This window comes from Shewanella sp. ALD9 (assembly GCF_002836315.1).
Taxonomy (GTDB): Bacteria; Pseudomonadota; Gammaproteobacteria; order Enterobacterales; family Shewanellaceae; genus Shewanella.
Genome location: NZ_PJCD01000002.1, coordinates 21359 through 44145, shown reverse-complemented (window position 1 = coordinate 44145; position 22787 = coordinate 21359). Strand labels below are relative to the sequence as shown.

The following is a 22787-nucleotide window of genomic DNA, read 5'->3' as shown; positions in this document are numbered from 1 at the left end:
AACATGATTAAATACATTGCGTTAGCCTCAGTAGTGTTATTGGCTGGCTGTAGTTCTACTGCCAAGAAACCGATTGCTGATGACCCATTTTATGCGCCGGTATACCCAGATACCGTTCCTACGCAGGTGGCGCCAACGGGATCTATTTATCTTGATAGCCAAGCATCAAGCTTGTATTCCGATATTCGTGCGCATCGCGTCGGCGACATTATTACCGTGACCTTAAAAGAGTCCACTCAAGCGTCGAAAAGCGCCAATAACGAAATCAAAAAAGGCTCAGATTTAAGTGTAGAGCCCATTTATGCCGGCGGTAAAAATATTTCCATCAGTGGTGTCCCAATTGATTTGGGTTACTCCGACAGCATGAATACCAAGCGCGAGTCTGACGCCGATCAGTCTAACAGTTTAGATGGCAGTATTTCGGCCAATATCATCCAAGTGCTCAGTAACGGCAACTTGGTGATCCGCGGTGAAAAATGGATTTCTATTAACAACGGTGATGAGTTTATTCGTGTCACCGGAATGATCCGCAGCGAAGACATTAATCCAGACAATACAATCGATTCGACACGAGTGGCTAACGCTCGTATTCAGTATAGCGGTACCGGTACGTTTGCTGACTCCCAAAAAGTCGGTTGGCTGAGTTCATTCTTTATGAGTGACTGGTGGCCTTTTTAAGGAGTAATGCATGAAAATTAAACTGATTACGTCGGCTGTATCGATAGTCGCATCAATACTTATGCTAACCGCACCTGCACATGCAGAACGGATTAAAGACATCGCCAGTATTCAAGGGGTGCGAAGTAACCAATTAATCGGTTATGGCTTGGTGGTCGGTTTGCCAGGTACTGGGGAGAAAACCCGTTATACCGAACAAACCTTCAGAACCATGCTCAAAAATTTCGGCATTAATTTACCAGACTCTGTTCGTCCTAATTCAAAGAACGTCGCTGTCGTTGCGGTGCATGCCGAAATGCCTGCCTTTATTAAGCCGGGTCAAAATCTTGACATTACCGTGTCCAGTTTAGGCGAAGCAAAAAGTTTACGTGGCGGTACTTTATTACAAACCTTCCTAAAAGGGGTCGATGGCAATGTGTATGCCATTGCTCAAGGCAGTTTAATTGTCAGTGGTTTTAGTGCTGAAGGGCTTGATGGCTCATTGGTGATCCAAAATACCCCAACCGTTGGCCGCATTCCAGGTGGTGCCATTGTTGAGCGCAGCGTTATTAGTCCGTTTGCTAGCGGTGATTACCTTACGTTCAATTTACGTCGCTCAGATTTTTCGACCGCCAAACGCACCGCAGATGCGATTAACGATTTACTGGGTCCGGATATGGCAAAGGCCATTGACGCCACTTCTATTCAAGTGAGCGCGCCACGCGATGCATCACAGCGGGTGTCGTTTTTATCGGTATTAGAAAACATTGAAGTTATACCAGCAGAAGAATCAGCCAAAGTGATTGTTAACTCACGTACCGGCACCATAGTGGTTGGCCAAAACGTCAAGTTATTACCCGCTGCTGTCACTCACGGTGGATTAACTGTCACCATTGCTGAAGCCACCCAAGTATCACAACCCAACGCATTAGCCGGCGGTGATACGGTTGTTACCACAAATAGTACGATTGATGTGTCAGAAAAAGATCGTCGTATGTTTATGTTTAATCCTGGTACCACACTTGATGAGCTTGTAAGAGCCGTGAATTTAGTGGGTGCAGCACCATCAGACGTACTTGCCATACTCGAAGCGTTAAAAATGGCAGGCGCTTTGCATGGTGAACTTATCATTATCTAATAATTGTCGGAATGACTATGGAAAAGTTGTCAGCTTCATCGAACTTTCTGGATCTAGGAGGACTAGATTCACTTCGTGTCCAAGCCCAGAAAGACGAGAAGGGGGCACTTAAAGAAGCAGCAAAGCAATTTGAAGGTATTTTTATTCAAATGCTGATGAAAAGCATGCGAGATGCTAATGCCGCGTTTAAGTCAGACAATCCAATGAACAGTGAAACCACTGCGTTTTTTGAACAAATGCGCGATCAGCAAATGTCAGTCGATTTATCTAATAAAGGCATGTTGGGCTTGGCTGAGATGATGGTGCAGCAACTAGACCCAGATGATAGCCCCATTACGCCAGCATCGGTATTACGTGGCAATAGTGATTATAAAGTTAACCCAAGTATGTTTGTTGCTCCAGCAACAGAATTAGATAAAGACACTCTCGATATTATTGCGCCAAAAGATCAAATAGCCGCATCGCATTCAGTAATCGCTAATTCTGATACAGCCCATTCTGTTATAGATAGCGCCGAATCGATGCGACCAATGTCAGCCCAACTTACAAATGTGTTAAACGGTGAACAGTTAAATAGTGTATTGCGCGGTGAGCAATTAGCCAGTCAAGCGGTACAAGTAGGCAAGGTATTGCCGCAAACAGATTTTGCAGTTCCTAAAGCTAAAGGCATTGCAGTGAGTCAATTTACTAGCCCAGAACATTTTATTTCAGTCTTGTATCCCCATGCTGAAAAAGCGGCTAAATCGTTAGGCACCTCAGCTGAGGTATTAATTGCCCAGTCAGCGTTAGAAACCGGTTGGGGCCAAAAAGTGGTACGCCGTAACGACGGTACTATGAGTCATAACCTGTTTAATATCAAAGCAGACAAGCGTTGGCAAGGTGATAAAACCTCAGTCAATACATTGGAATTTGAAAAGGGCATTGCGGTGCAACAAAAAGCGGATTTCAGAATGTATGACAACCTTGAACAGAGCTTTAATGACTTTGTGTCATTTATTAGCCAAGGCGATCGTTATCAGGATGCACGTAAAGTTGCCAGCGAGCCAACTCAGTTTATTAAAGCATTGCAAAAAGCCGGCTACGCCACCGACCCTCAATATGCCAATAAAGTCATCAATGTGATGAAGTCGGTAAAAGAAGGCCTTAAATCTATATTACCTGTGGAGACTAAATAATGTCGATTGACTTACTCAATATCGCTCGCACAGGCGTCCAAGCATCTCAAGCTCAGTTAGGTGTGACCAGTAATAACATTGCCAATGCCAATACTGAAGGTTACAACAGACAAGTTGCTACCCAGTCATCATTAGAATCACAACGCTTGGGCAATAATTTTTATGGCACCGGCACGTATGTGTCCGATGTTAAACGTGTTTACAACGAGTTTGCTGCACGTGAATTACGCATCGGTCAAACAAGCATGAGTGCGGCTGAAACGTCTTACAGTAAGTTAAGTGAGCTAGACCAGATTTATTCTCAAATTGGCAAAATGGTCCCAGAAAATCTAAACAACTTTTTTGCAAGCATCAATAGTGTGGCCGATTTACCAACAGATCTTGGTATTCGCACTAACAGCTTAAGTTCTGCGCAACAGTTAGCCGCTGGTCTGAATCAAATGCAATCACAACTAGATGGCCAGGTGAAACAAACCAATAGCCAAATAGAATCCATTACCACCCGTATTAATGAAATCAGTAAAGAACTAGGCAACATTAATTTAGAGTTGATGAAATCTCAAGACCAAGACAGTCAAGTACTAGACAAACAAGACGCACTCATTTTAGAGCTCAGCCAGTATGCTCAGGTTAATGTCATCCCTTTAGATACCGGCGCAAAGTCAATTATGCTGGGCGGCTCAGTAATGTTGGTGTCAGGTGAAGTGTCGATGTCGATGGGCATCAGTACCGGCGATCCTTATCCAAATGAACCACGCATTAATGCCTCTATTGGCGATAAAACCCTTAACATTGACCCGTCTAAATTAGGCGGTCAACTTGGCGCACTATTTTCATTTAGGGACGACACCTTATTACCGGCCAGTACTGAACTCGGTCAATTAGCATTAGGCATAGCAGACACCTTTAACGAAATGCAATCCAAAGGTTTTGATTTAAATGGTGACGTTGGTAGTGATATTTTTCGTGATATTAACGACCCATTAATGGCATCTGGCCGTGTCGGAAGTCATTCTACTAATAGCGGTACGGCAGCCATGTCGGTCAATATTGACGATGTTGGCGCATTGTCAGGAAGCACCTACCAACTAAGTTTTACCACAGCGAATGGTTATCAATTAACAGATAATCAAACCGGAAAAGTATCAAACTTAACATTATCGGGTACTCAATTAACAAGTAGTGCAGGTTTTAGCATTAATGTTGCCGGCGGCCCAATAGCGGATGGTGATAAGTTTGAAATTCGTCCAACGGCTGGTGCTGCTGCAGGTTTAAAAGTAGTGATGACCGACCCTAAAGGCATTGCCGCTGCAGGGCCAACGTTAACGGCCGATACGAGTAATTCTGGAAATACGGCAATTAGCTTAAACAGCATGGACTCAACTAACGCTGTTTTTCAAAGTGTTAATGGCTCATCAATTACCTTTGAGTTAAATACTGCTGCTGTTCCTAATACTTATGAAGCCTTTGATAGTTCGGGTACTTCATTAGGCACAGGCACGATTAGCAATAACAACATCAATGCCTTTGGTATGGATTTTGACATTACCACTAGCGGTACTGGTGGTACCGCAGATAGCTTTACGTTTGATTTAGCATTTGCCGAAGGCAACAACAGCAACGCAGTTGAAATGGCCAAATTATCAGACGTTAAATTAATGAATAACGGCACTGGCACCTTAACCAGCGTGTTTGAAAATACTAAATTAGATATTGGTAGCCAAACTAAGTCTGCTGAAGTGCGCGTGAGCTCGGCGACGGCAATATATCAACAAGCTAGTACCCGAGTGCAAAGTGAATCGGGTGTAAACCTTGATGAAGAAGCAGCAAACTTATTGCGCTTTCAACAATCTTATCAAGCAGCCGCCAGAATTATGACTACAGCACAAACCATTTTCGATACTTTATTAAGCTCGGTTCGCTAGGAGATACATCATGAGAATTTCTACCGGACAGATGTTTCAGCAAAACACCAATAGCATATTAAACAAGCAATCTGCCACCAATAGCATCATAGCGCAGATTGATAGTGGTAAAAGAGTCAATACCGCTGGTGACGACCCAGTTGCAGCCATCGGCATTGATAACTTAAAGCAAAAAAATACCTTAATAGATCAATTTGTAAAAAACATTGATTACGCCACTAATCACATTCAACAAGCCGAAAGCCAGTTAGGTCAAGCCGATACCTTAGTTGGCAGCATGAAAGAGTCTGTGCTTCGCGGCATTAACGGCAGCATGACTTCCGCCGAGCGGCAAGTGATTGCCGATGACATGCGTCAAAGTCTTGAACAATTAATGTCCATTGCCAATACCAAAGACGAATCGGGTAATTATATTTTTGCGGGCAATAAAACCAACAGTGCACCTTTTGCTTTCGATAATAATGGTGATGTGGTTTACAGCGGTGATTCCGGTATTCGTAAAAGCAATGTTGCTGCAGGGGTACAAGTTAATACTAATGTGCCAGGCGACGCCGCCTTTATGAATGCACCCAATGCCATGGGCGACTATGGTGTCAATTATTTGCCGTCTCAGCAAGGCGACTTTGTTGTATCTAGCGCCAAAATCGTACCGCAAACACCAGCAGTCGCGCATGTAGCTGATACCTATAGCTTTAAATTTAGCGATGACGGTGCTGGTGGTTTAAGTGTAGAGGTGAGCGACAGTACGCCAGCTATCGTATCTGTAGCCGCTCCCTTCGACGCTTCTGCGCCGATTAAGTTTAGAGACATGGAAGTAACAATAGACGGCAAGCCTGCAGTTAATGACACCTTTACTATCGAACAACAGCCACAAGTCAGCATTTTCGATACTTTCAGCAAGGCTATCGCATTATTCGAAAGCGGCAACGATACACAAACACCTGCTGGTCAAGCAGAGTTGGCACAGCTCTTGAATAACATTGATAGTGGCGTCAATCAAATGAGTCAGCAACGTAGCTTAACCGGCAACAGCCTGAAAGTGCTGCAGCAGTATAGCGACAATCATATTGATGAAAAGTTGATTAACACCTCGGCTCTATCAAAGTTAGAAGATTTAGATTTTGCCTCGGCAATTACCGAATTTGAAAAGCAACAACTCGCACTCAGCGCAGCATCGAGTTTGTTCAGCAAAGTAAGTTCGACCAGTTTGTTTGACTATATATAAAGAGTTTGGACCAAGGTTTGGCTATTTACTTTAAGAGTTAACTGCTTGCTCCAAGATATATGCTTAAAGATTTAAATGTACTTTCAAGATTTAAATAAGAGTTACCACACATTAAACAGTTTAATGATTAACCGTTTAGCCAAGCTCCGAGTCTTGGCGTTCAACTAAGAAGAGGAATTTTACATATGGCTATTTCAGTTAATACCAACGTCACATCAATGAAAGCGCAAAACAACCTAAACGGCGCTAACAGCAAACTTTCCATGTCAATGGAGCGTTTATCATCAGGTTTACGGATCAACAGCGCAAAGGATGATGCCGCAGGTTTACAAATTGCTAACAGATTAACCAGCCAAATAAATGGGTTAGGTGTGGCAGCTCGTAATGCCAATGATGGGATATCAATGGCGCAAACAGCAGAAGGCGCGATGCAAGAATCGACCAATATCTTGCAACGTATGCGAGACCTTTCATTGCAATCTGCCAACGGTTCGAATTCGGCTAACGACCGTGCATCAATGCAAAAAGAATTAAGTGCTCTCCAAGATGAATTAACTCGAATTTCAGATACCACTTCGTTTGGTAGTCAGAAATTACTTGATGGTAATTATGGGACTAAAAACTTTCAAGTCGGCGCAAATGCCAATGAAGTTATTTCACTTACTTTAACAGATGTTTCTGCTGATATGATAGGTCAAGAAGGTTTTGCTGTTAGTGGTGTTGTAGCTTCAGCGAATGTAGCTGGACTCACTGCTGCTGCGGGAGGTGGTGACGAGGCTCTTGTATTTACTCACACTGATGCTGATGGTGTAGCTACAGATTTAACAGTTGATTTAACTAATGCAACAGATATTGGTAGTTTAGCATCAGCGATTAACACTTCTTTAGCGGATACCGGCGTAAGTGTTACCGTTGACAGCGCAGGCACAGGGCTCGTATATGCTGGCGGTTTGGCTTCTGGCTCACCAGAAAACCTTGCAATCAAAACCGCAACGATTGATGATGGTGGCGCTGGCACTGGTACAGATATTTCAACTGGAGTGGCCACAGCAGTAGCAACTGCTTCATCAGTGGTTTCCGCCATAGATGATGTTGATATTTCTAGTCAAGAAGGAGCTCAATCAGCACTAGCCGCCATAGATGGTGCAATAGGAATGATTGATAGTAGCCGTGCAGATTTGGGGGCATTTCAAAACCGAATGAGTTTCACCATTAATAACTTGAATAATATTCAGTCAAACGTGTCAGATGCTCGTAGCCGTATTCAAGACGTGGACTTTGCTTCAGAAACCGCTGAATTAACAAAGCAACAGATTTTATCACAAACCTCTTCAGCGATGTTAGCTCAGGCTAATCAGTTACCGCAGACCGCCTTGTCATTATTGGGCTAAAAATGGTGATGATTTTAGTTTGATATTAAAGCAGGACATATGTCCTGCTTTTTGACTTTTGATTTTTAAGGTTTTTTTTTAGTATATGTAAATAGCAAAAATTATTTTTAATATTTTTCTAAAGGTTTTTTAGATAGTGCCGTTACAGTATATGTAGAAAATAAACTTTGCCTGACACAACTGACAGGCACTATTCAAGTTAGGTAGAGGGCAATATCATGGCTATTTCAGTAAATACAAACGTCACATCAATGAAGGCACAAAGTAACTTAAATGGTGCCAATAATGGTCTTAAAACGTCTATGGAACGCCTATCATCAGGTTTACGCATTAATAGCGCCAAAGATGATGCTGCCGGTTTACAAATATCAAACCGTTTGACCAGTCAGATTAATGGATTAGGTGTGGCTGCTCGTAATGCCAATGACGGTATTTCGGTTGCTCAAACCGCCGAAGGTGCGATGCAAGAGTCGACCAATATTTTACAACGTATGCGTGATCTATCCCTGCAATCAGCTAACGGATCAAATTCATCTGCTGACCGTACATCAATGCAAAAAGAAATCACGTCACTTCAAGATGAGTTGACTCGAATTTCAGATACTACTTCGTTTGGTAGTCAGAAATTACTTGATGGTAGTTTTAATACCAAAAATTTCCAAGTTGGTTCGAATGCCAATGAAGTTATTTCACTTACTTTAACAGATGTTTCTGCTGATATGATAGGTCAAGAAGGTTTTGCTGTTAGTGGTGTTGTAGCTTCAGCGAATGTAGCTGGACTCACTGCTGCTGCGGGAGGTGGTGACGAGGCTCTTGTATTTACTCACACTGATGCTGATGGTGTAGCTACAGATTTAACAGTTGATTTAACTAATGCAACAGATATTGGTAGTTTAGCATCAGCGATTAACACTTCTTTAGCGGATACCGGCGTAAGTGTTACCGTTGACAGCGCAGGCACAGGGCTCGTATATGCTGGCGGTTTGGCTTCTGGCTCACCAGAAAACCTTGCAATCAAAACCGCAACGATTGATGATGGTGGCGCTGGCACTGGTACAGATATTTCAACTGGAGTGGCCACAGCAGTAGCAACTGCTTCATCAGTGGTTTCCGCCATAGATGATGTTGATATTTCTAGTCAAGAAGGAGCTCAATCAGCACTAGCCGCCATAGATGGTGCAATAGGAATGATTGATAACAACCGAGCTGATATCGGTGCGTTTCAAAATCGTATGAACTTTACTATTAATAACTTGAATAATATTCAGTCAAACGTGTCAGACGCTCGTAGCCGTATTCAAGATGTTGACTTTGCCGCTGAAACTGCGCAGTTAACCAAGCAGCAGATTCTGTCACAGACATCTTCTGCAATGTTAGCCCAGGCTAACCAGATCCCTCAGACTGCGTTGTCGCTTCTATAATAGTCACGGCTGTAATAGCGATTAACTAAGTTAAGGTAACTGAATAGGGAGGGTCGCTTGCGATTCTCCCTTTTATGCTTTAAAACCTATGATAAATCAAAATACTTATCTACCGTTTGGTGTGATGTTTAATGTAATCGTTATTGGTAATGAACATTAGCATGATGACGAAAGCGGTGTAATAATTGCATGGTTTATTAGCGCAATCGAGGTGTGTCATGGATGTTAATGTAGCAGGTTCAACTATCAATTTACGAAAAGATGGATTGTCTAATCTACTCGATAAGCAGTCTACTGTTGCTAATGCAGGTTTGCCTGCTGATGGTATACAAAAGCCGGGCGATAACAGTCGCACTACAGAGCAAGTTAATCAGGCTACTAAGGTCGATTCTGAAGAGTTAAACCAAGCGGTTAATGATATTTCTGCTAGCATGAATATGATGCAAAAAGGCTTAGCTTTTAAAGTGGATGAGGATTCAGGCATACAAGTAGTTAAAGTGATAGATGTCACTACCGGTGAATTAATTAGGCAAATCCCCAATGAAGAAGCCTTGGATATTGCTAAAAAATTAAATGAAGTCACTGGCTTGTTGATGAAAACAGAAGTCTAATGAGTAGTAAAGTTGATTCAGTATTATGCGATTAAGTTTTTAACGTTATAAGCGATAAATAGTAGAGGTTATTATGGGATTAACATCAGTAGGTATAGGTTCTGGCCTTGATATTGGCGGTATTGTTACTGCGTTGGTCAATGCCGAAAGTGCCGGTAAGATAGCCAAGTTTGATGTTAATGAAGGTAAGATTAATGCACAAATATCTGGTATTGGCTCATTAAAAAGTGCTATGTCAGAATTTAATGATAAATTAACAACGTTAACCGAATCGGCCACTTTCGGTAGTCAAAAAGTAGCTTTATCTTCTAAAAGTTATTTATCTGCTTCGGTAGACGCTACAGCCGTGACGGGCAGTTATCAGGTCAAAGTTGAACAATTAGCCCAAAGTCAAAAGGTGGCTTCTGCCGTTGTTGCAGACAAAGCATCTACCTTAGGTGAGGGTTCGCTTACCATTGCTGTTGGTGGTAATGACAGTTTTAATATTGATGTAGTAGCAACCGACACGCTAACTGAAATTATGAACAAGATTAACAGTTCAGATGACAACAGTGATGTAACAGCGACGATTATTAACGGTGAATTAGGGCCGCAATTAGTGCTAGGTTCAAAAAATACCGGATTAGACAATATCATTAGTGTGACTGCAACAGATACAGATGGTAATACCGGCTTAGTCGACACTTTTAGCATGACCGAAGTCACACCAGCTAAAAATGCCATAGCTTATATTGATGGCGTAAAAGTTGTGTCAAAGAAAAATACTATCGAAGAAGCTATAACCGGCGTTTCTCTCACATTAACGGCGGCAGATATCGATCAAACAACTACCTTAACAATAAGCAAAGATACCGCTAAAACCAAAACAGCAATTGAGGGTTTTGTAGAAGCGTATAACTCTGTGATGACAACAATTAATAGTCTGACAAGTTATAACGCAGAAACTGAGCAAGCGGGTATTTTACAAGGTGATGCGCTGCCGCGAAGTATTCAGAGCCAAATGCGCAATATGTTATCGAGTCAATACAGTACCTCTGATGGCAATAAAATGTTGGCTAATTTGGGTGTAACCACTACCCGTGAAGGCCTACTTGAAGTTGATTCTACTAAATTAACTGAAGCTATTGCCGCAGACAAAGGAGCTATTGCAGAAATGTTTAGCTCCGAAGATACTGGATTGGCCAGTAAAATGTCATCGTTGTTAGATGGTTATGTTCAAACGGGTGGCATCATGGATAGCCGAGATACCACCTTGGATGAGCAGCTTAGCCGGCTAACAGACAGTCGTGAGCAATTAAATACTCGAATGGCTGCTTTTAGTGCACGATTATATAAACAATTCAATGCGATGGATTTAGTTGTCTCAAGCTTGAATACTCAAGCAAGTGATTTACAGTCACGACTGGATTCATTACCAGGTGTAGTGAGAAATAATAGTTAAAGAATGATTTTTGTTAGCGTTAGCTTGAAGTGCGAAGTTATTATGTTGTTTATAATATTTATAGCAGCAATGGCACTTTTTTGACTAGTAACCTGTTCATATTGTTTTAAGAGTATTTAAAGAGGTCTTAGGTTGATGTATTCACTAAATAGAATAAATTATATTAATAATAAGCTAATGTTTTTTATTGATAAAATTGAAAAATCTAAACCTGAAGATGAATTTTTGTCAGATCTGGTATCAGAATTGCTTATACTTATTGAAACGCGTCAAGGTTTAATCAATGCCTTAGTGGCTGATACTAATTTTACTGATAGAGAGTTACTCGAACAGCAGTATGATTTGACTCAGACACTAATAAAACAAAGCCAAAAAATCATGGATTTTCGGCAAACGTTATTACAGGCAGGCAATACCACAAAACGCCAAATTAATGTGTATAAAGCAATCGATTCAAATAGGTAGGTATCAATATGCGCGGATCAATGCAATCATATCGTAAGGTGTCAATTGACAGCAATATGGCCGTGGCTACACCACACCGTATTATTCAAATGCTATTAGCGGGCGCACTAGAACGTTTAGCTCAGGCTAAACTTGCAATCGGCAACGGTGATATACCCAATCGAGGTGTGTTAATTGGTAAGGCTATGGGGATTGTAAACGGCTTAAATAGCAGTTTGAATATGGATGCAGGGGCAGAAGTCGCCGGTAATTTGACTCAGTTATACGACTATATGTTAGTCAGAATGTCTGAAGCCAATCTCAATAACGACTCACAAGCAATTGACGATGTGGTGTCGATTTTAAAAACCATTAAAGAAGGTTGGGATGCAATTCCTCAAGATATGCATGAGTTAACCTCTGAGCCTAGTTAATCGTTACCGCATACTGTATTTAAACTAAAAAAGACGCCTAGCGTCTTTTTTGCTATCTGGCTTAATATTTATTTTATGATATCCAACTCTTTATATAAATTGCTAACCTGCCATTCATGTATCCCTTTCAAATACCCAATAAAGCTAATTCATTAGCATCATCTCTTTTCCGTGAGAGAGAGTTTCTAGCGAGTCTATATTGATCCTCATAACCGAAACAAAACTTGCTCCATTAGATTTTCTGAATGAAAAACCATCATTTTTAACATAAAATGCTATCTGTTGTAGATAAAATGTAACTGATGCTTGCTTATGATGGGCTGATAATACAATATTTATCATTGAGTTCGTTTTTCTTCACTGTCTTTAGCGGATTAACGATCCTGTTTTAGGAATAATGCTAGAATAATGTCAGTGCTGTTAGTTTTTATGACGGCAATGTACTTTGGTTTATGTGGCGATATGCGGCATAATCATCCCGAATCAATACCTATAACAAGAGCTTTTGGCCTTCTGAATGATGCAAATAGAACAAAGAATTTTAATTGTCGGTACCCCATCAGAGCGCGTGACTCGTTTGTGCTGCATTTTCGAATTCCTAGGCGAGCAGTGTGAAATTGTTTCTAATCAATCATTTTTAGCCCTGATCGAACAATCTCGGTATCGCGCTGTTGTCATAGTTGATGAAAACATCAGCGTCGAGAGTATCAAAAACATAGCCGCTATAGTGCCCTGGCAACCGATGTTGTTATTAGGCGATACTGATGCCAATGTATCCAACATGCTCGGAACAATTGAAGAGCCGATAAATTACCCGCAATTGACTGAACTGCTGCATTTTTGCCAAGTTTTTGGCCAAGCCAAGCGAGAACACACTTTAACTAATGGTAATCAAACCAAACTATTCCGAAGCTTAGTCGGCCGCAGTGAAGGTATTGCTAAAGTCCGCCATTTGATTAACCAAGTTTCAAGTTCTGATGCGACAGTATTAGTATTGGGTCAATCGGGTACCGGTAAAGAAGTTGTAGCGCGTAATATTCATTATTTATCTGAACGACGAGATGGACCGTTTATTCCGGTCAATTGTGGCGCTATACCTGCTGAATTACTTGAAAGTGAATTGTTTGGCCATGAAAAAGGCTCTTTCACTGGGGCGATATCATCTCGTAAAGGCCGTTTTGAATTGGCTGAAGGTGGCACGCTGTTTTTAGATGAAATTGGTGATATGCCGCTGCAAATGCAAGTTAAGTTGTTACGTGTGTTGCAAGAAAAGGTATTTGAACGTGTTGGTGGCAGTAAAACAATTGCTACCGATGTGCGTATCGTTGCCGCAACGCATCGTGACCTTGAAACCATGATTGTAGATAACTCATTTCGTGAAGACTTATATTATCGCCTTAATGTGTTTCCGATTGAGATGCCAAGTTTAAGTGAGCGTCGTGACGATGTGCCGCTTTTATTGCACGAATTAGTTAGCCGAGTGTTTAATGAAGGCCGTGGTAAGGTTCGTTTTACTCAACGCGCCATCGAATCGTTAAAAGAACACCCTTGGTCTGGTAATGTGCGTGAATTATCAAACTTGGTAGAGCGTTTAACCATCTTATTCCCTGGTGGATTAGTCGACGTTAATGATTTACCGCATAAGTACCGTTACATAGAGGTACCAGAATATTGTGTTGAAATCAATGAAGAACAATTAGAGCGCGATGCTTTAGCTTCAATATTCAGTGATGAAGAACCTGTTGAAATACCAGAAACGCGTTTCCCTAGTGAATTGCCGCCAGAAGGGGTTAATTTAAAAGACTTACTAGCGGAATTAGAAATCGACATGATCCGTCAAGCACTTGAGCAGCAAGACAGTGTGGTAGCAAGAGCCGCTGAAATGTTGGGTATTCGTCGTACAACATTAGTCGAAAAAATGCGTAAATATGGTTTGAGCAAAGACTAGCTAATGACTACTTAATGGCTGCGGCTGATAACGATAGTGCTCATTAGCACTAAGAGCTTTAGCCATGTTCATGTTGTTGATGTACATGACGTAAATAGCGTAAAGTAGAAAAACACACTCTTGAGTGTGTTTTTTCATATTTGTCACTTACTAAAATCAATGTTTTCAGCTTACTGTTTCGTAGTGAAGTTGTTTCGCAGATTAAGTTGTTTTAAAGGTAAGCCATTTCGCAGACAAATTTCTTGGCACAGTAAATGCAATTAGCTAATCAAATGTTATTTTTTTGACGGAGCGACCATGTATTTAGCACGAGCGTTAACACATACAGATCATTCAGACTATGAGTTACCTGCGACAGCTTCGTCTATCACTACAACTGATACAGAGGCTAAATCACCAGCGATTGGAGCTAATTTAGTTCTGCAGCGTAATGTGAATTTTGCTAGCAACTTAGCCACTCCCGTTATCAGTGCTTATTCTAGTAAGGCCGCCAATATGTCAAATCAAATGGCGCATATTCTTCAAGCCATGCCATCTGGTGTGGTGATCCTTGATGGTGACGGTGTGGTTACGTTAGCCAACCCAGTAGCCACTGAATTGCTTGGTCGACCGCTGCAAGGTTCGCGTTGGTTTGATATTATTCATCGCGCTTTTGCCCCACAAGATGATGACGGCCATGAAGTGTCGCTTAAAAATGGTCGACGAGTAAAATTGGCTATTACGCCATTAGCGCCAGAACCTGGGCAGTTGATTGTGTTAACCGATCTCACCGAAACGCGTTTATTGCAGAAAAATCTGTCTCATTTACAACGTTTATCGGCATTAGGCAAAATGGTGGCGACATTAGCACATCAGGTGCGCACCCCATTGTCGGCAGCTTTGCTGTATGCCTCTAATCTTGCTAGCCCTAAATTATCTGATTCTGCTCGGTCTAAATTTCAATCTAAATTGGTTGACCGGCTTAATGAGCTTGAACGTCAAGTTAATGACATGTTGCTAATGGCAAGGGGGCGTCAAGATGGGATGGCTGAATCCGTCTCAATGGATGAAATCATTAGCCAAGTCATGGCCAGTTGCGAACCGATTGCCGATAAAAAACATTGCCAGCTTGTTGTTGAAGATACTTCACATTCATTGATGCTTGCCAATGCAAATGCACTTAGTTCTGCGGTGAATAATCTTGTGATGAATAGCCTTGAAGCAGGCGCAACAAAAATAAAAGTCAGTGCCAGCGAAACACCAGATGGGCTATTGTTAGATGTGATCGATAATGGCAAAGGGCTAGAGCCGTCTATGCAACAACAAATACTTGAACCCTTTTTTACCACTAAAAGTCAGGGTACCGGTTTGGGTTTAGCGGTTGTGCAGTCGGTAGTACATAATCATGGCGGCAAAATTCAGTTATCGTGCAAGCCGGGAATGGGTTGCCATATTAGGTTGAGTTTTCCGCACATGAACAAAGCAAGTGATCAGGAGGTGAAGCGTGGCTGAAGCAAATATTCTATTAGTTGAAGATGATGCCGATTTACGTGAGGCATTGCTTGATACCCTAATGCTTGCCCATTACGACTGTGTTGATGTGGGTAGTGCTGAAGAGGCCATTTTAGCCTTAAAAGCAAACCATTTTGATATGGTGATTAGCGATGTGCAGATGGACGGTATTGGTGGTATGGGGTTGTTGGGTTATTTACAACAGCATCAACCTAAACTGCCTGTATTGTTAATGACCGCTTATGCCACTATTAACAGTGCCGTGAATGCGATGAAATTAGGTGCCGTGGATTATTTGGCTAAACCGTTTGCGCCTGAAGTGCTGTTGAATCAGGTATCACGTTATTTACCTTTAAAACAAAATCATGATAAGCCTGTGGTCGCTGATGAGAAAAGTTTAGCGCTGTTGTCGCTGGCTCAGCGGGTAGCTGTGTCTGATGCATCGGTAATGATCATGGGTCCAAGTGGCTCAGGTAAAGAAGTGTTAGCGCGCTATATTCACCAACATAGTCAACGCCATGATCAGCCGTTTATTGCGATTAACTGCGCAGCAATACCTGAAAATATGTTAGAAGCCACTTTATTTGGTTACGAAAAAGGCGCATTTACGGGCGCTTATCAAGCCTGCCCAGGTAAGTTTGAACAAGCCCAAGGCGGCACTATATTACTTGATGAAATATCTGAAATGGAACTTGGCTTACAAGCTAAATTGCTTAGGGTATTACAAGAGCGCGAAGTAGAGCGTTTAGGTGGTCGTAAAACCATTAAACTTGATGTGCGAGTGTTGGCTACTTCAAACCGAGATTTAAAAGCCATGGCGACCTCGGGTGAGTTTAGGGAAGATTTATACTACCGAATTAATGTGTTTCCGTTAACGTGGCCCGCGCTGCATCAACGTCCGGCAGATATATTACCGCTTGCACGGCATTTGCTGATTAAACATGCTAAAGCATTTAATATGACTTCTGTACCTAAACTTGATGACGCTGCAACTCGTCGTTTATTAACTCATCGTTGGCCCGGTAACGTGCGCGAGTTAGATAATGTTATTCAACGAGCACTGATATTACGGGTTAATGATGATATTGGTGTCAATGACATTATTTTAGATTCTGCCGATGTTAATTTGGTTGCAACAGAATATGTTGATGCGGATAAACCTGCCGAAGTTGACGGTTTAGGTGACGAATTAAAAGCCCAAGAACATGTCATTATTTTAGAAACCCTTAATCAATGTCAGGGTAGTCGGAAAATGGTCGCTGAAAAACTCGGTATAAGCGCCCGTACGCTACGTTATAAAATGGCCAAAATGCGTGATATGGGTATTCAATTACCTGCGTAACGTAAATCCCGTCAACTAATCGTCAACTAATCGTTAGTTAACGTTATGATTTTATAGTCTAATAAGTCTATTTTTTATCGTTCACCTACGTAAAAGTGACCTGTTTGTTTTAATGGATAGGTTACTTTTGCTTTTGCTTGTGCTTCTGCTTGTGTTCGCCCCCTCTTTTATCGACGAATCTTTTACTAATTGTAATACTGGCATCTAAATTGCTTTAACTCCTTATCAGTTATTGTTGTCGTCAAAAAGTCGACGAAAGGGAGTTACACCATGCAGATTAGCGCAAATCCATTAATGCAAGAAATGCAATCGCTTCGCGGCGAAATAGCCCCTTCTATTGGTTCATCTATTCGTCCTAACCTTACCCAGCAAGTGAATAACACCACGGGTGCTGATTTCAGTCAGTTATTGTCTCAAGCGGTGGGTAGCGTCAATGAGCTGCAACAAGCATCATCAAGCTTAGCCACTCGTTTAGACATGGGCGACACCACGGTGACGTTGTCTGATACCGTTATTGCGCGTGAGAAAGCCGGCGTTGCCTTTGAAGCAACGGTGCAAGTACGTAATAAGCTCGTCGATGCTTATAAAGAAATTATGAGTATGCCTGTTTAGTCGCAGACGGTTTTGAGCACTAAATAACATAACAACATTAGATATAGCAGGTACGTATTGTGAGCACAGACATTATGGTAGGTTCGGGTTCAACAGCCGATGGCGGTGTCCAACAAGAGAACAAATCTGGACTTCTTGGTGGCGTTGGTGGTGCAGATATGATGCGTCAAGTCATCATGATTCTGGCATTAGCAATATGCCTTGCTATGGCTGTTTTTGTGATGATGTGGGCTCAAGAGCCTGATTTTCGCCCACTTGGTAAAATGGAAACCGCTGAGATGATCCTAGTCTTAGACGTGCTTGATAAAAACCAAATCGATTATCAAATTAACGTCGATGTGGTTAAAGTGCCTGAAGATAAGTATCAAGAAGTTAAATTACTGCTCAGCCGTGCCGGTATTCAAAGTAGTACTCAAGCAAATGATTACTTAAACCAAGATAGTGGTTTTGGTGTCAGTCAGCGTATGGAACAAGCCCGCTTAAAACAAAGCCAAGAACAAAACCTAGCCAGAGCCATTGAAGAGTTAAAAAGCATTAGTCGTGCGAAAGTGATATTAGCATTGCCAAAAGAAAATGTTTTTGCCCGAAATGCATCTAAACCCAGTGCCACAGTGGTCGTTAATGTGCGTCGTGGTGGTTTGGGCCAGGAAGAGATTGATGCCATTGTTGATATCGTAGGCTCTGCTGTTCAAGGGCTTGAACCTACTCGTGTGACGGTAACCGATTCAAATGGGCGCTTACTCAATTCCGGTAGTCAAGATGGCGCGTCTTCTAGAGCACGTCGCGAGCAAGAGCTAGTACAACAGCAAGAGGCTGAATACCGTAAGAAAATCGAATCAATCTTAATGCCAATTTTAGGACCTGAGAATTTTACTTCTCAAGTCGATGTGAATATGAACTTTACCGCAGTAGAGCAAACCGCCAAGCGTTTCTCTCCTGATTTACCGGCGATTCGCAGTGAAATGATCATTGAGAGAAATTCGTCTGGTCAAAACTCTGGCGGTATTCCTGGTGCGCTAAGTAATCAACCACCGATGGAATCTGATATTCCGCAAGTGGCAGGTGAAGCAACAACCTCAACCATGTCTGGTGACTCATCAAAAGAAGCTACGCGTAATTATGAATTAGACACTACCATTAGCCATACCCGTCAACAAATTGGGGTGGTTCGTCGTGTTAGTGTGTCTGTTGCGATTAATTTTAAACCTGGCCAAGTTGATGAGAACGGCCAAGTCACTCGCGTGCCGAGAACAGAACAAGAATTAACTAATATTCGTCGCTTATTAGAAGGCGCGGTAGGTTTTAGTACCCAGCGTGGTGATGCGCTAGAAGTGGTAACGGTTCCGTTTATGGACCAGTTAATTGAAGTGTTACCTGAGCCAGATATGTGGGAGCAGCCTTGGTTCTGGCGCGCGATTAAATTGGCATTAGGTGCAATTGTTATTTTAGTACTCATTCTGGCCGTAGTTCGACCTATGCTTAAGAAGTTAACCAATCCCAATGGCATCAACATGCCTGACGATATTCGTCCAGGACATGAGTTAGCTGAAATTGAAGATCAGTATGCCGCAGATACCTTAGGTATGCTTAATACCAAAGAGGCGGAATACAGTTATGCCGATGATGGGTCAATTCAAATACCTAATTTGCATAAAGATGATGATATGATTAAAGCAATTAGAGCGTTAGTGGCAAATGAGCCTGAGCTTTCCACTCAAGTGATTAAAAACTGGTTACAAGACAATGGCTAATGAAAAAAAAGATAAAGCAGCTAAAGCAGAGAAATCAACAGCATTTGACCCCGAGTTAATTACTGGTGTTGAAAAAACGGCTATTTTGCTGCTCAGCTTGAGTGAAGCAGATGCGGCGTCAATTTTAAAACACTTAGAGCCTAAGCAAGTGCAAAAAGTGGGTATGGCGATGGCAGCCATGGATGACTTTGGTCAAGAAAAGGTCATTGGCGTTCACCAATTATTTTTAGACGATATTCAAAAGTTTTCTTCTATTGGTTTTAACAGTGAAGAATTCGTCCGTAAAGCGTTAACTGCAGCATTGGGTGAAGATAAAGCCGGTAATTTAATTGAACAAATTATCATGGGCAGCGGAGCTAAAGGTCTGGATTCATTAAAATGGATGGATGCACGTCAAGTGGCCACCATTATTCAAAATGAACATCCGCAGATTCAAACAATTGTATTATCGTATTTAGAACCCGATCAAGCTGCTGAGATTTTTAGTCAGTTCCCTGAAAATACCCGTTTAGATTTGATGATGCGTATTGCCAATCTTGAAGAAGTTCAGCCTGCGGCATTGCAAGAATTAAACGACATTATGGAAAAACAATTTGCGGGTCAAGGCGGTGCGCAAGCGGCTAAAATGGGTGGCCTAAAAGCGGCTGCTAATATCATGAACTATCTCGATACCGGTGTTGAGAGTCAAATCATGGAAACCATGCGTGAGTCAGATGAAGAAATGGCGCAGCAAATACAAGACATGATGTTTGTGTTTGAAAACCTCATTGACGTTGACGACCGCGGTATTCAGGCATTGTTACGAGAAGTACAGCAAGATGTGCTGATGAAAGCACTCAAAGGTGCGGACGAAGCGTTGAAAGAGAAAATTCTGGGTAATATGTCTAAACGTGCAGCTGAATTGCTCCGTGACGACTTAGAAGCCATGGGACCTATCCGTATTAGTGAAGTTGAAGTGGCACAAAAAGAAATTCTGTCTATTGCTCGTCGACTCAGTGACAGTGGTGAGATTATGCTAGGCGGCGGCGGTGGTGACGAGTTCTTGTAACCATCCGCATATTCATTAGTGTGACAGTACTGGCGGGTATTTCTATTTGGATATCTGTCAGCTATCTGTATTATTAGGTTGTTAGTATTACTCTTAATATTGTGTACTACTGTTAATATTTTTGTTTTGAGCCAATGTTTTTAACAACACAAGTGATGAATTATGCCAGAATCAAAACCGCCTAAAGATGCACTCACTACCGATAGCGAGGCTGAATTTAGTCATTGGCAGCTACCTGATATTACCAAAGATAGCAGTCTAGAACCTTCAAATTTTTTTGGTCATTTCGCTGAAGCTCACACACCTAGTCCTGTTACTGGGGCTGAGAAGTCGATGGCGCCACCGACGATGGCGCAAATTGAAGAGATTCGTGCTGCAGCTGAGCAAGAAGGGTTTGAACAGGGTAAGCAAGACGGTCATCAACAAGGATTAGAGCAAGGGCGTTTAGAAGGACTGGAGCAAGGTCATCAACAAGGTTTCACTCAAGGCGAGCAACAAGGATTAGAAGCTGGGCAAATTAAAGCCAATGAACTTATTGCACAACTTAACCACATTATTTCCCAATTCGAGTTGCCATTATCCATCTTAGATAATGAAATTGAAGCGGAATTGTTGGCCATGACAATCAGTTTAGCCAAATCGGTTATCGGTCATGAGCTTAAGACTCATCCAGAGCATATATTATCGGCGCTACGCCAAGGCGTTGACGCACTTCCATTAAAAGAACAGTTGGTTAAATTACGCTTTAATCAGGCTGATGCTGAACTCGTAAACCAATGTTACAGTGCCGAGCAACTGCAAAAAAACCAGTGGCAAATCGATATCGATCCGACGTTATCTAATGGTGACTGTATGATTGAAAGCGTTCGTTCTGCTGTCGATTTACGTGTAGAGCAGCGTATTAACCAAGTGTTTAGTGAATTAGACGCCCAGTCGAATCAGTTAGCTAAAAATGTGCAACAGCAAAAATCAACTCATCCACAATATCAAACCACCGCAGTCGATAATTTCAATGAACATCAGCAAGTAGCTGAACTTGCTGGTAGAACCGACAGTACTGGTCGAGCTGATAAAGCAGATATTGGCCAAGATCATTTTACAGATCATCAGTCAGAGCTGGGCGCTGATGCGGTTACTGAACCGTTAGTTCAACAAATTGATGCTTCTTCGGCAGTGTCAATCGATGCTGAAGACTCTGATGTTGTTGATTCTGATGCCGGTGTAACTCTCGATACAAGCACGACGTTCAATACAAGTGCGCCTCTTAATACAAGTGCGCCTCTTAATTCAAATGCGCCTCTTAATTCAAATGCACAAGCCGATACCTCAACAGCTGGTAAAGTCGCAGACGCTCAGCAACAGACGAAAGACCTATCTCAAGGAAATAACGATGAGCACTCGTCAACATAAACTACTGAACAAATTCGCGGTACATCATAAACACGTGTTACCGCTGCGACCAGTTGCAAGCGGCCAGTTAGTTAGGGTAGTTGGTTTAACGCTTGAAGCGACTGGGTGCCGCGCGCCGGTTGGTAGTTTATGCTCTATTGAAACCATGGTTGGCGAGTTGGTTGCTGAGGTTGTCGGCTTTGATGACAAATTACTGTATTTAATGCCTATTGAAGAGCTCAGAGGCGTTTTACCTGGTGCCCGTGTAAAGCCTTTAGGTGAACAATCAGGATTAAATGTAGGCTTGTCATTATTAGGCAGAGTATTAGACGGTAGCGGCGTGCCGTTAGATGGTTTAGGCCCGCTTAATACAGATCAACATGCATCGCGTCATGGTCCTTATATTAATCCATTATCTCGACGAGCGATTACTGAGCCGTTAGATGTCGGCGTTCGTGCCATCAACTCGATGTTAACGGTTGGTAAAGGGCAGCGAATGGGCTTGTTTGCCGGTTCTGGTGTGGGTAAAAGTGTGCTACTTGGCATGATGACTCGAGGATCGAAAGCCGACATTATTGTGGTGGGGTTAGTGGGCGAGCGTGGTCGTGAAGTTAAAGAGTTTATCGAAGAAATTTTAGGTAAAGAAGGCCGTGCGCGCTCAGTCGTTGTGGCTGCACCAGCGGATACTTCTCCGTTAATGCGCTTACGAGCCTGTGAAACTTCCACGCGTATCGCCGAGTATTTTAGAGATTTAGGTTACGATGTACTATTGCTGATGGACAGTTTAACGCGTTACGCACAAGCACAACGAGAAGTCGCTCTTGCTGTCGGTGAGCCACCTGCCACCAAAGGCTATCCACCTTCAGTATTCGCTAAGTTACCGCGTCTGGTCGAGCGAGCGGGTAATGGCGGTGCCGGACAAGGTTCGATTACCGCTTTTTATACGGTATTAACCGAAGGTGACGACCAACAAGATCCTATCGCCGATGCTTCTCGAGCAATTTTAGATGGTCATATTGTATTATCTCGTCAGCTTGCTGATTCGGGCCATTATCCCGCTATTGATGTAGAAGCATCGATTAGCCGTGTCGCGCCAATGGTGATAAGTGAAGAACATTTAGAAGCGATGCGTAAAGTTAAACAGATGTATTCGCTGTATCAGCAAAATCGCGATCTGATTTCAATTGGGGCGTACTCACAAGGCAGCGATCCTAGGATTGATAATGCCATACGCTTACAACCTGCAATGAATGCCTTTTTGCGGCAGGGGTTTAAAGACCCGGTGACGTTTGAAGAAAGCCGAGTCATGTTGACTCAAATTGCCGCACAGTGTCAGGGATAATA

At 42.3% G+C, this 22787-nt stretch carries 20 protein-coding genes; 19 read left to right on the top strand and 1 reads right to left on the bottom strand.

The window, feature by feature from the left end:
• Nucleotides 1-3 precede the first annotated feature (3 nt).
• The 12 genes from flgH to CXF88_RS03620 all read left to right on the top strand — a co-directional run bounded on the left by flgH (nucleotide 4) and on the right by CXF88_RS03620 (nucleotide 13810).
• Complete coding sequence (gene flgH / locus CXF88_RS03680; protein WP_101085425.1) at nucleotides 4-678, top strand: flagellar basal body L-ring protein FlgH; 675 nt, start codon at nucleotides 4-6, stop codon at nucleotides 676-678.
• A gap of 10 nt (nucleotides 679-688) precedes the next feature.
• Nucleotides 689-1795: a flagellar basal body P-ring protein FlgI gene (locus CXF88_RS03675; protein WP_101085423.1), complete on the top strand. Its 1107-nt coding sequence runs from the start codon at nucleotides 689-691 to the stop codon at nucleotides 1793-1795.
• Between the two features lie 17 nt (nucleotides 1796-1812).
• Nucleotides 1813-2970 (top strand): flagellar assembly peptidoglycan hydrolase FlgJ, encoded by a 1158-nt coding sequence (flgJ, locus tag CXF88_RS03670; RefSeq protein WP_197708406.1) that lies wholly within the window; start codon nucleotides 1813-1815, stop codon nucleotides 2968-2970.
• Entirely contained in the window at nucleotides 2970-4895 is a 1926-nt protein-coding gene (flgK, locus tag CXF88_RS03665) for a flagellar hook-associated protein FlgK (protein ID WP_101085419.1), read from the top strand. Before flgJ ends, flgK begins: the two co-directional genes overlap by 1 nt.
• A 10-nt stretch (nucleotides 4896-4905) precedes the next feature.
• Complete coding sequence (flgL, locus tag CXF88_RS03660; protein ID WP_101085417.1) at nucleotides 4906-6120, top strand: flagellar hook-associated protein FlgL; 1215 nt, start codon at nucleotides 4906-4908, stop codon at nucleotides 6118-6120.
• Between the two features lie 185 nt (nucleotides 6121-6305).
• Entirely contained in the window at nucleotides 6306-7511 is a 1206-nt protein-coding gene (locus CXF88_RS03655; RefSeq protein ID WP_101085415.1) for a flagellin, read from the top strand.
• 218 nt (nucleotides 7512-7729) lie between these two features.
• A complete protein-coding gene (locus tag CXF88_RS03650; RefSeq protein ID WP_101085413.1) occupies nucleotides 7730-8932 on the top strand; it encodes a flagellin in 1203 nt (400 codons plus the stop codon).
• Between the two features lie 218 nt (nucleotides 8933-9150).
• A complete protein-coding gene (locus CXF88_RS03645) occupies nucleotides 9151-9543 on the top strand; it encodes a flagellar protein FlaG (protein ID WP_101085411.1) in 393 nt (130 codons plus the stop codon).
• 73 nt (nucleotides 9544-9616) lie between these two features.
• Nucleotides 9617-10984, top strand: coding sequence for a flagellar filament capping protein FliD (fliD, locus tag CXF88_RS03640; RefSeq protein ID WP_101085409.1), 1368 nt, complete (start codon nucleotides 9617-9619; stop codon nucleotides 10982-10984).
• Between the two features lie 135 nt (nucleotides 10985-11119).
• Nucleotides 11120-11449 (top strand): flagella biosynthesis chaperone for FliD, FliT, encoded by a 330-nt coding sequence (locus CXF88_RS03635; RefSeq protein ID WP_101085407.1) that lies wholly within the window; start codon nucleotides 11120-11122, stop codon nucleotides 11447-11449.
• A gap of 8 nt (nucleotides 11450-11457) precedes the next feature.
• Nucleotides 11458-11862 carry a flagellar export chaperone FliS gene (fliS, locus tag CXF88_RS03630; RefSeq protein WP_101085405.1) on the top strand — a complete coding sequence of 135 codons (405 nt, stop codon included), beginning with the start codon at nucleotides 11458-11460 and terminating at the stop codon, nucleotides 11860-11862.
• Between the two features lie 517 nt (nucleotides 11863-12379).
• Nucleotides 12380-13810 carry a sigma-54 dependent transcriptional regulator gene (locus tag CXF88_RS03620; protein WP_101085401.1) on the top strand — a complete coding sequence of 477 codons (1431 nt, stop codon included), beginning with the start codon at nucleotides 12380-12382 and terminating at the stop codon, nucleotides 13808-13810.
• Here CXF88_RS03620 and CXF88_RS21890 read toward each other — a convergent pair whose 3' ends face one another.
• On the bottom strand, nucleotides 13811-13948 hold the full coding sequence (locus tag CXF88_RS21890) for a hypothetical protein (RefSeq protein WP_157822768.1): 138 nt from the start codon (nucleotides 13946-13948) through the stop codon (nucleotides 13811-13813). It abuts the gene before it with no gap.
• 159 nt (nucleotides 13949-14107) lie between these two features.
• On the opposite strand from CXF88_RS21890, the gene CXF88_RS03615 reads away from it, so the two are divergent.
• The 7 genes from CXF88_RS03615 to fliI all read left to right on the top strand — a co-directional run bounded on the left by CXF88_RS03615 (nucleotide 14108) and on the right by fliI (nucleotide 22785).
• Entirely contained in the window at nucleotides 14108-15301 is a 1194-nt protein-coding gene (locus CXF88_RS03615) for a HAMP domain-containing sensor histidine kinase (RefSeq protein WP_242445091.1), read from the top strand.
• Nucleotides 15294-16643, top strand: coding sequence for a sigma-54 dependent transcriptional regulator (locus CXF88_RS03610; protein ID WP_101085399.1), 1350 nt, complete (start codon nucleotides 15294-15296; stop codon nucleotides 16641-16643). Before CXF88_RS03615 ends, CXF88_RS03610 begins: the two co-directional genes overlap by 8 nt.
• 270 nt (nucleotides 16644-16913) lie before the next feature.
• Nucleotides 16914-17255, top strand: a complete 342-nt coding sequence (gene fliE, locus CXF88_RS03605; RefSeq protein ID WP_101085397.1) for a flagellar hook-basal body complex protein FliE — start codon at nucleotides 16914-16916, stop codon at nucleotides 17253-17255.
• Nucleotides 17256-17326: 71 nt separating this feature from the next.
• Entirely contained in the window at nucleotides 17327-19006 is a 1680-nt protein-coding gene (gene fliF / locus CXF88_RS03600; protein ID WP_197708417.1) for a flagellar basal-body MS-ring/collar protein FliF, read from the top strand.
• Complete coding sequence (gene fliG / locus CXF88_RS03595; RefSeq protein ID WP_101085394.1) at nucleotides 18999-20054, top strand: flagellar motor switch protein FliG; 1056 nt, start codon at nucleotides 18999-19001, stop codon at nucleotides 20052-20054. The genes fliF and fliG overlap by 8 nt, the downstream gene beginning before the upstream one ends.
• Before the next feature lie 162 nt (nucleotides 20055-20216).
• Entirely contained in the window at nucleotides 20217-21464 is a 1248-nt protein-coding gene (gene fliH, locus CXF88_RS03590; protein WP_101085392.1) for a flagellar assembly protein FliH, read from the top strand.
• A complete protein-coding gene (gene fliI / locus CXF88_RS03585; RefSeq protein ID WP_101085390.1) occupies nucleotides 21445-22785 on the top strand; it encodes a flagellar protein export ATPase FliI in 1341 nt (446 codons plus the stop codon). The genes fliH and fliI overlap by 20 nt, the downstream gene beginning before the upstream one ends.
• Nucleotides 22786-22787: the final 2 nt, after the last annotated feature.

Bases quoted from the DNA above. Each gene is read 5' to 3' on its own strand.
- flgH (WP_101085425.1), top strand. From the start codon at position 4: ATGATTAAATACATTGCGTTAGCCTCAGTAGTGTTATTGGCTGGCTGT.
- CXF88_RS03675 (WP_101085423.1), top strand. From the start codon at position 689: ATGAAAATTAAACTGATTACGTCGGCTGTATCGATAGTCGCATCAATA.
- flgJ (WP_197708406.1), top strand. From the start codon at position 1,813: ATGGAAAAGTTGTCAGCTTCATCGAACTTTCTGGATCTAGGAGGACTA.
- flgK (WP_101085419.1), top strand. From the start codon at position 2,970: ATGTCGATTGACTTACTCAATATCGCTCGCACAGGCGTCCAAGCATCT.
- flgL (WP_101085417.1), top strand. From the start codon at position 4,906: ATGAGAATTTCTACCGGACAGATGTTTCAGCAAAACACCAATAGCATA.
- CXF88_RS03655 (WP_101085415.1), top strand. From the start codon at position 6,306: ATGGCTATTTCAGTTAATACCAACGTCACATCAATGAAAGCGCAAAAC.
- CXF88_RS03650 (WP_101085413.1), top strand. From the start codon at position 7,730: ATGGCTATTTCAGTAAATACAAACGTCACATCAATGAAGGCACAAAGT.
- CXF88_RS03645 (WP_101085411.1), top strand. From the start codon at position 9,151: ATGGATGTTAATGTAGCAGGTTCAACTATCAATTTACGAAAAGATGGA.
- fliD (WP_101085409.1), top strand. From the start codon at position 9,617: ATGGGATTAACATCAGTAGGTATAGGTTCTGGCCTTGATATTGGCGGT.
- CXF88_RS03635 (WP_101085407.1), top strand. From the start codon at position 11,120: ATGTATTCACTAAATAGAATAAATTATATTAATAATAAGCTAATGTTT.
- fliS (WP_101085405.1), top strand. From the start codon at position 11,458: ATGCGCGGATCAATGCAATCATATCGTAAGGTGTCAATTGACAGCAAT.
- CXF88_RS03620 (WP_101085401.1), top strand. From the start codon at position 12,380: ATGATGCAAATAGAACAAAGAATTTTAATTGTCGGTACCCCATCAGAG.
- CXF88_RS21890 (WP_157822768.1), bottom strand. From the start codon at position 13,948: ATGAAAAAACACACTCAAGAGTGTGTTTTTCTACTTTACGCTATTTAC.
- CXF88_RS03615 (WP_242445091.1), top strand. From the start codon at position 14,108: ATGTATTTAGCACGAGCGTTAACACATACAGATCATTCAGACTATGAG.
- fliE (WP_101085397.1), top strand. From the start codon at position 16,914: ATGCAGATTAGCGCAAATCCATTAATGCAAGAAATGCAATCGCTTCGC.
- fliG (WP_101085394.1), top strand. From the start codon at position 18,999: ATGGCTAATGAAAAAAAAGATAAAGCAGCTAAAGCAGAGAAATCAACA.
- fliH (WP_101085392.1), top strand. From the start codon at position 20,217: ATGCCAGAATCAAAACCGCCTAAAGATGCACTCACTACCGATAGCGAG.
- fliI (WP_101085390.1), top strand. From the start codon at position 21,445: ATGAGCACTCGTCAACATAAACTACTGAACAAATTCGCGGTACATCAT.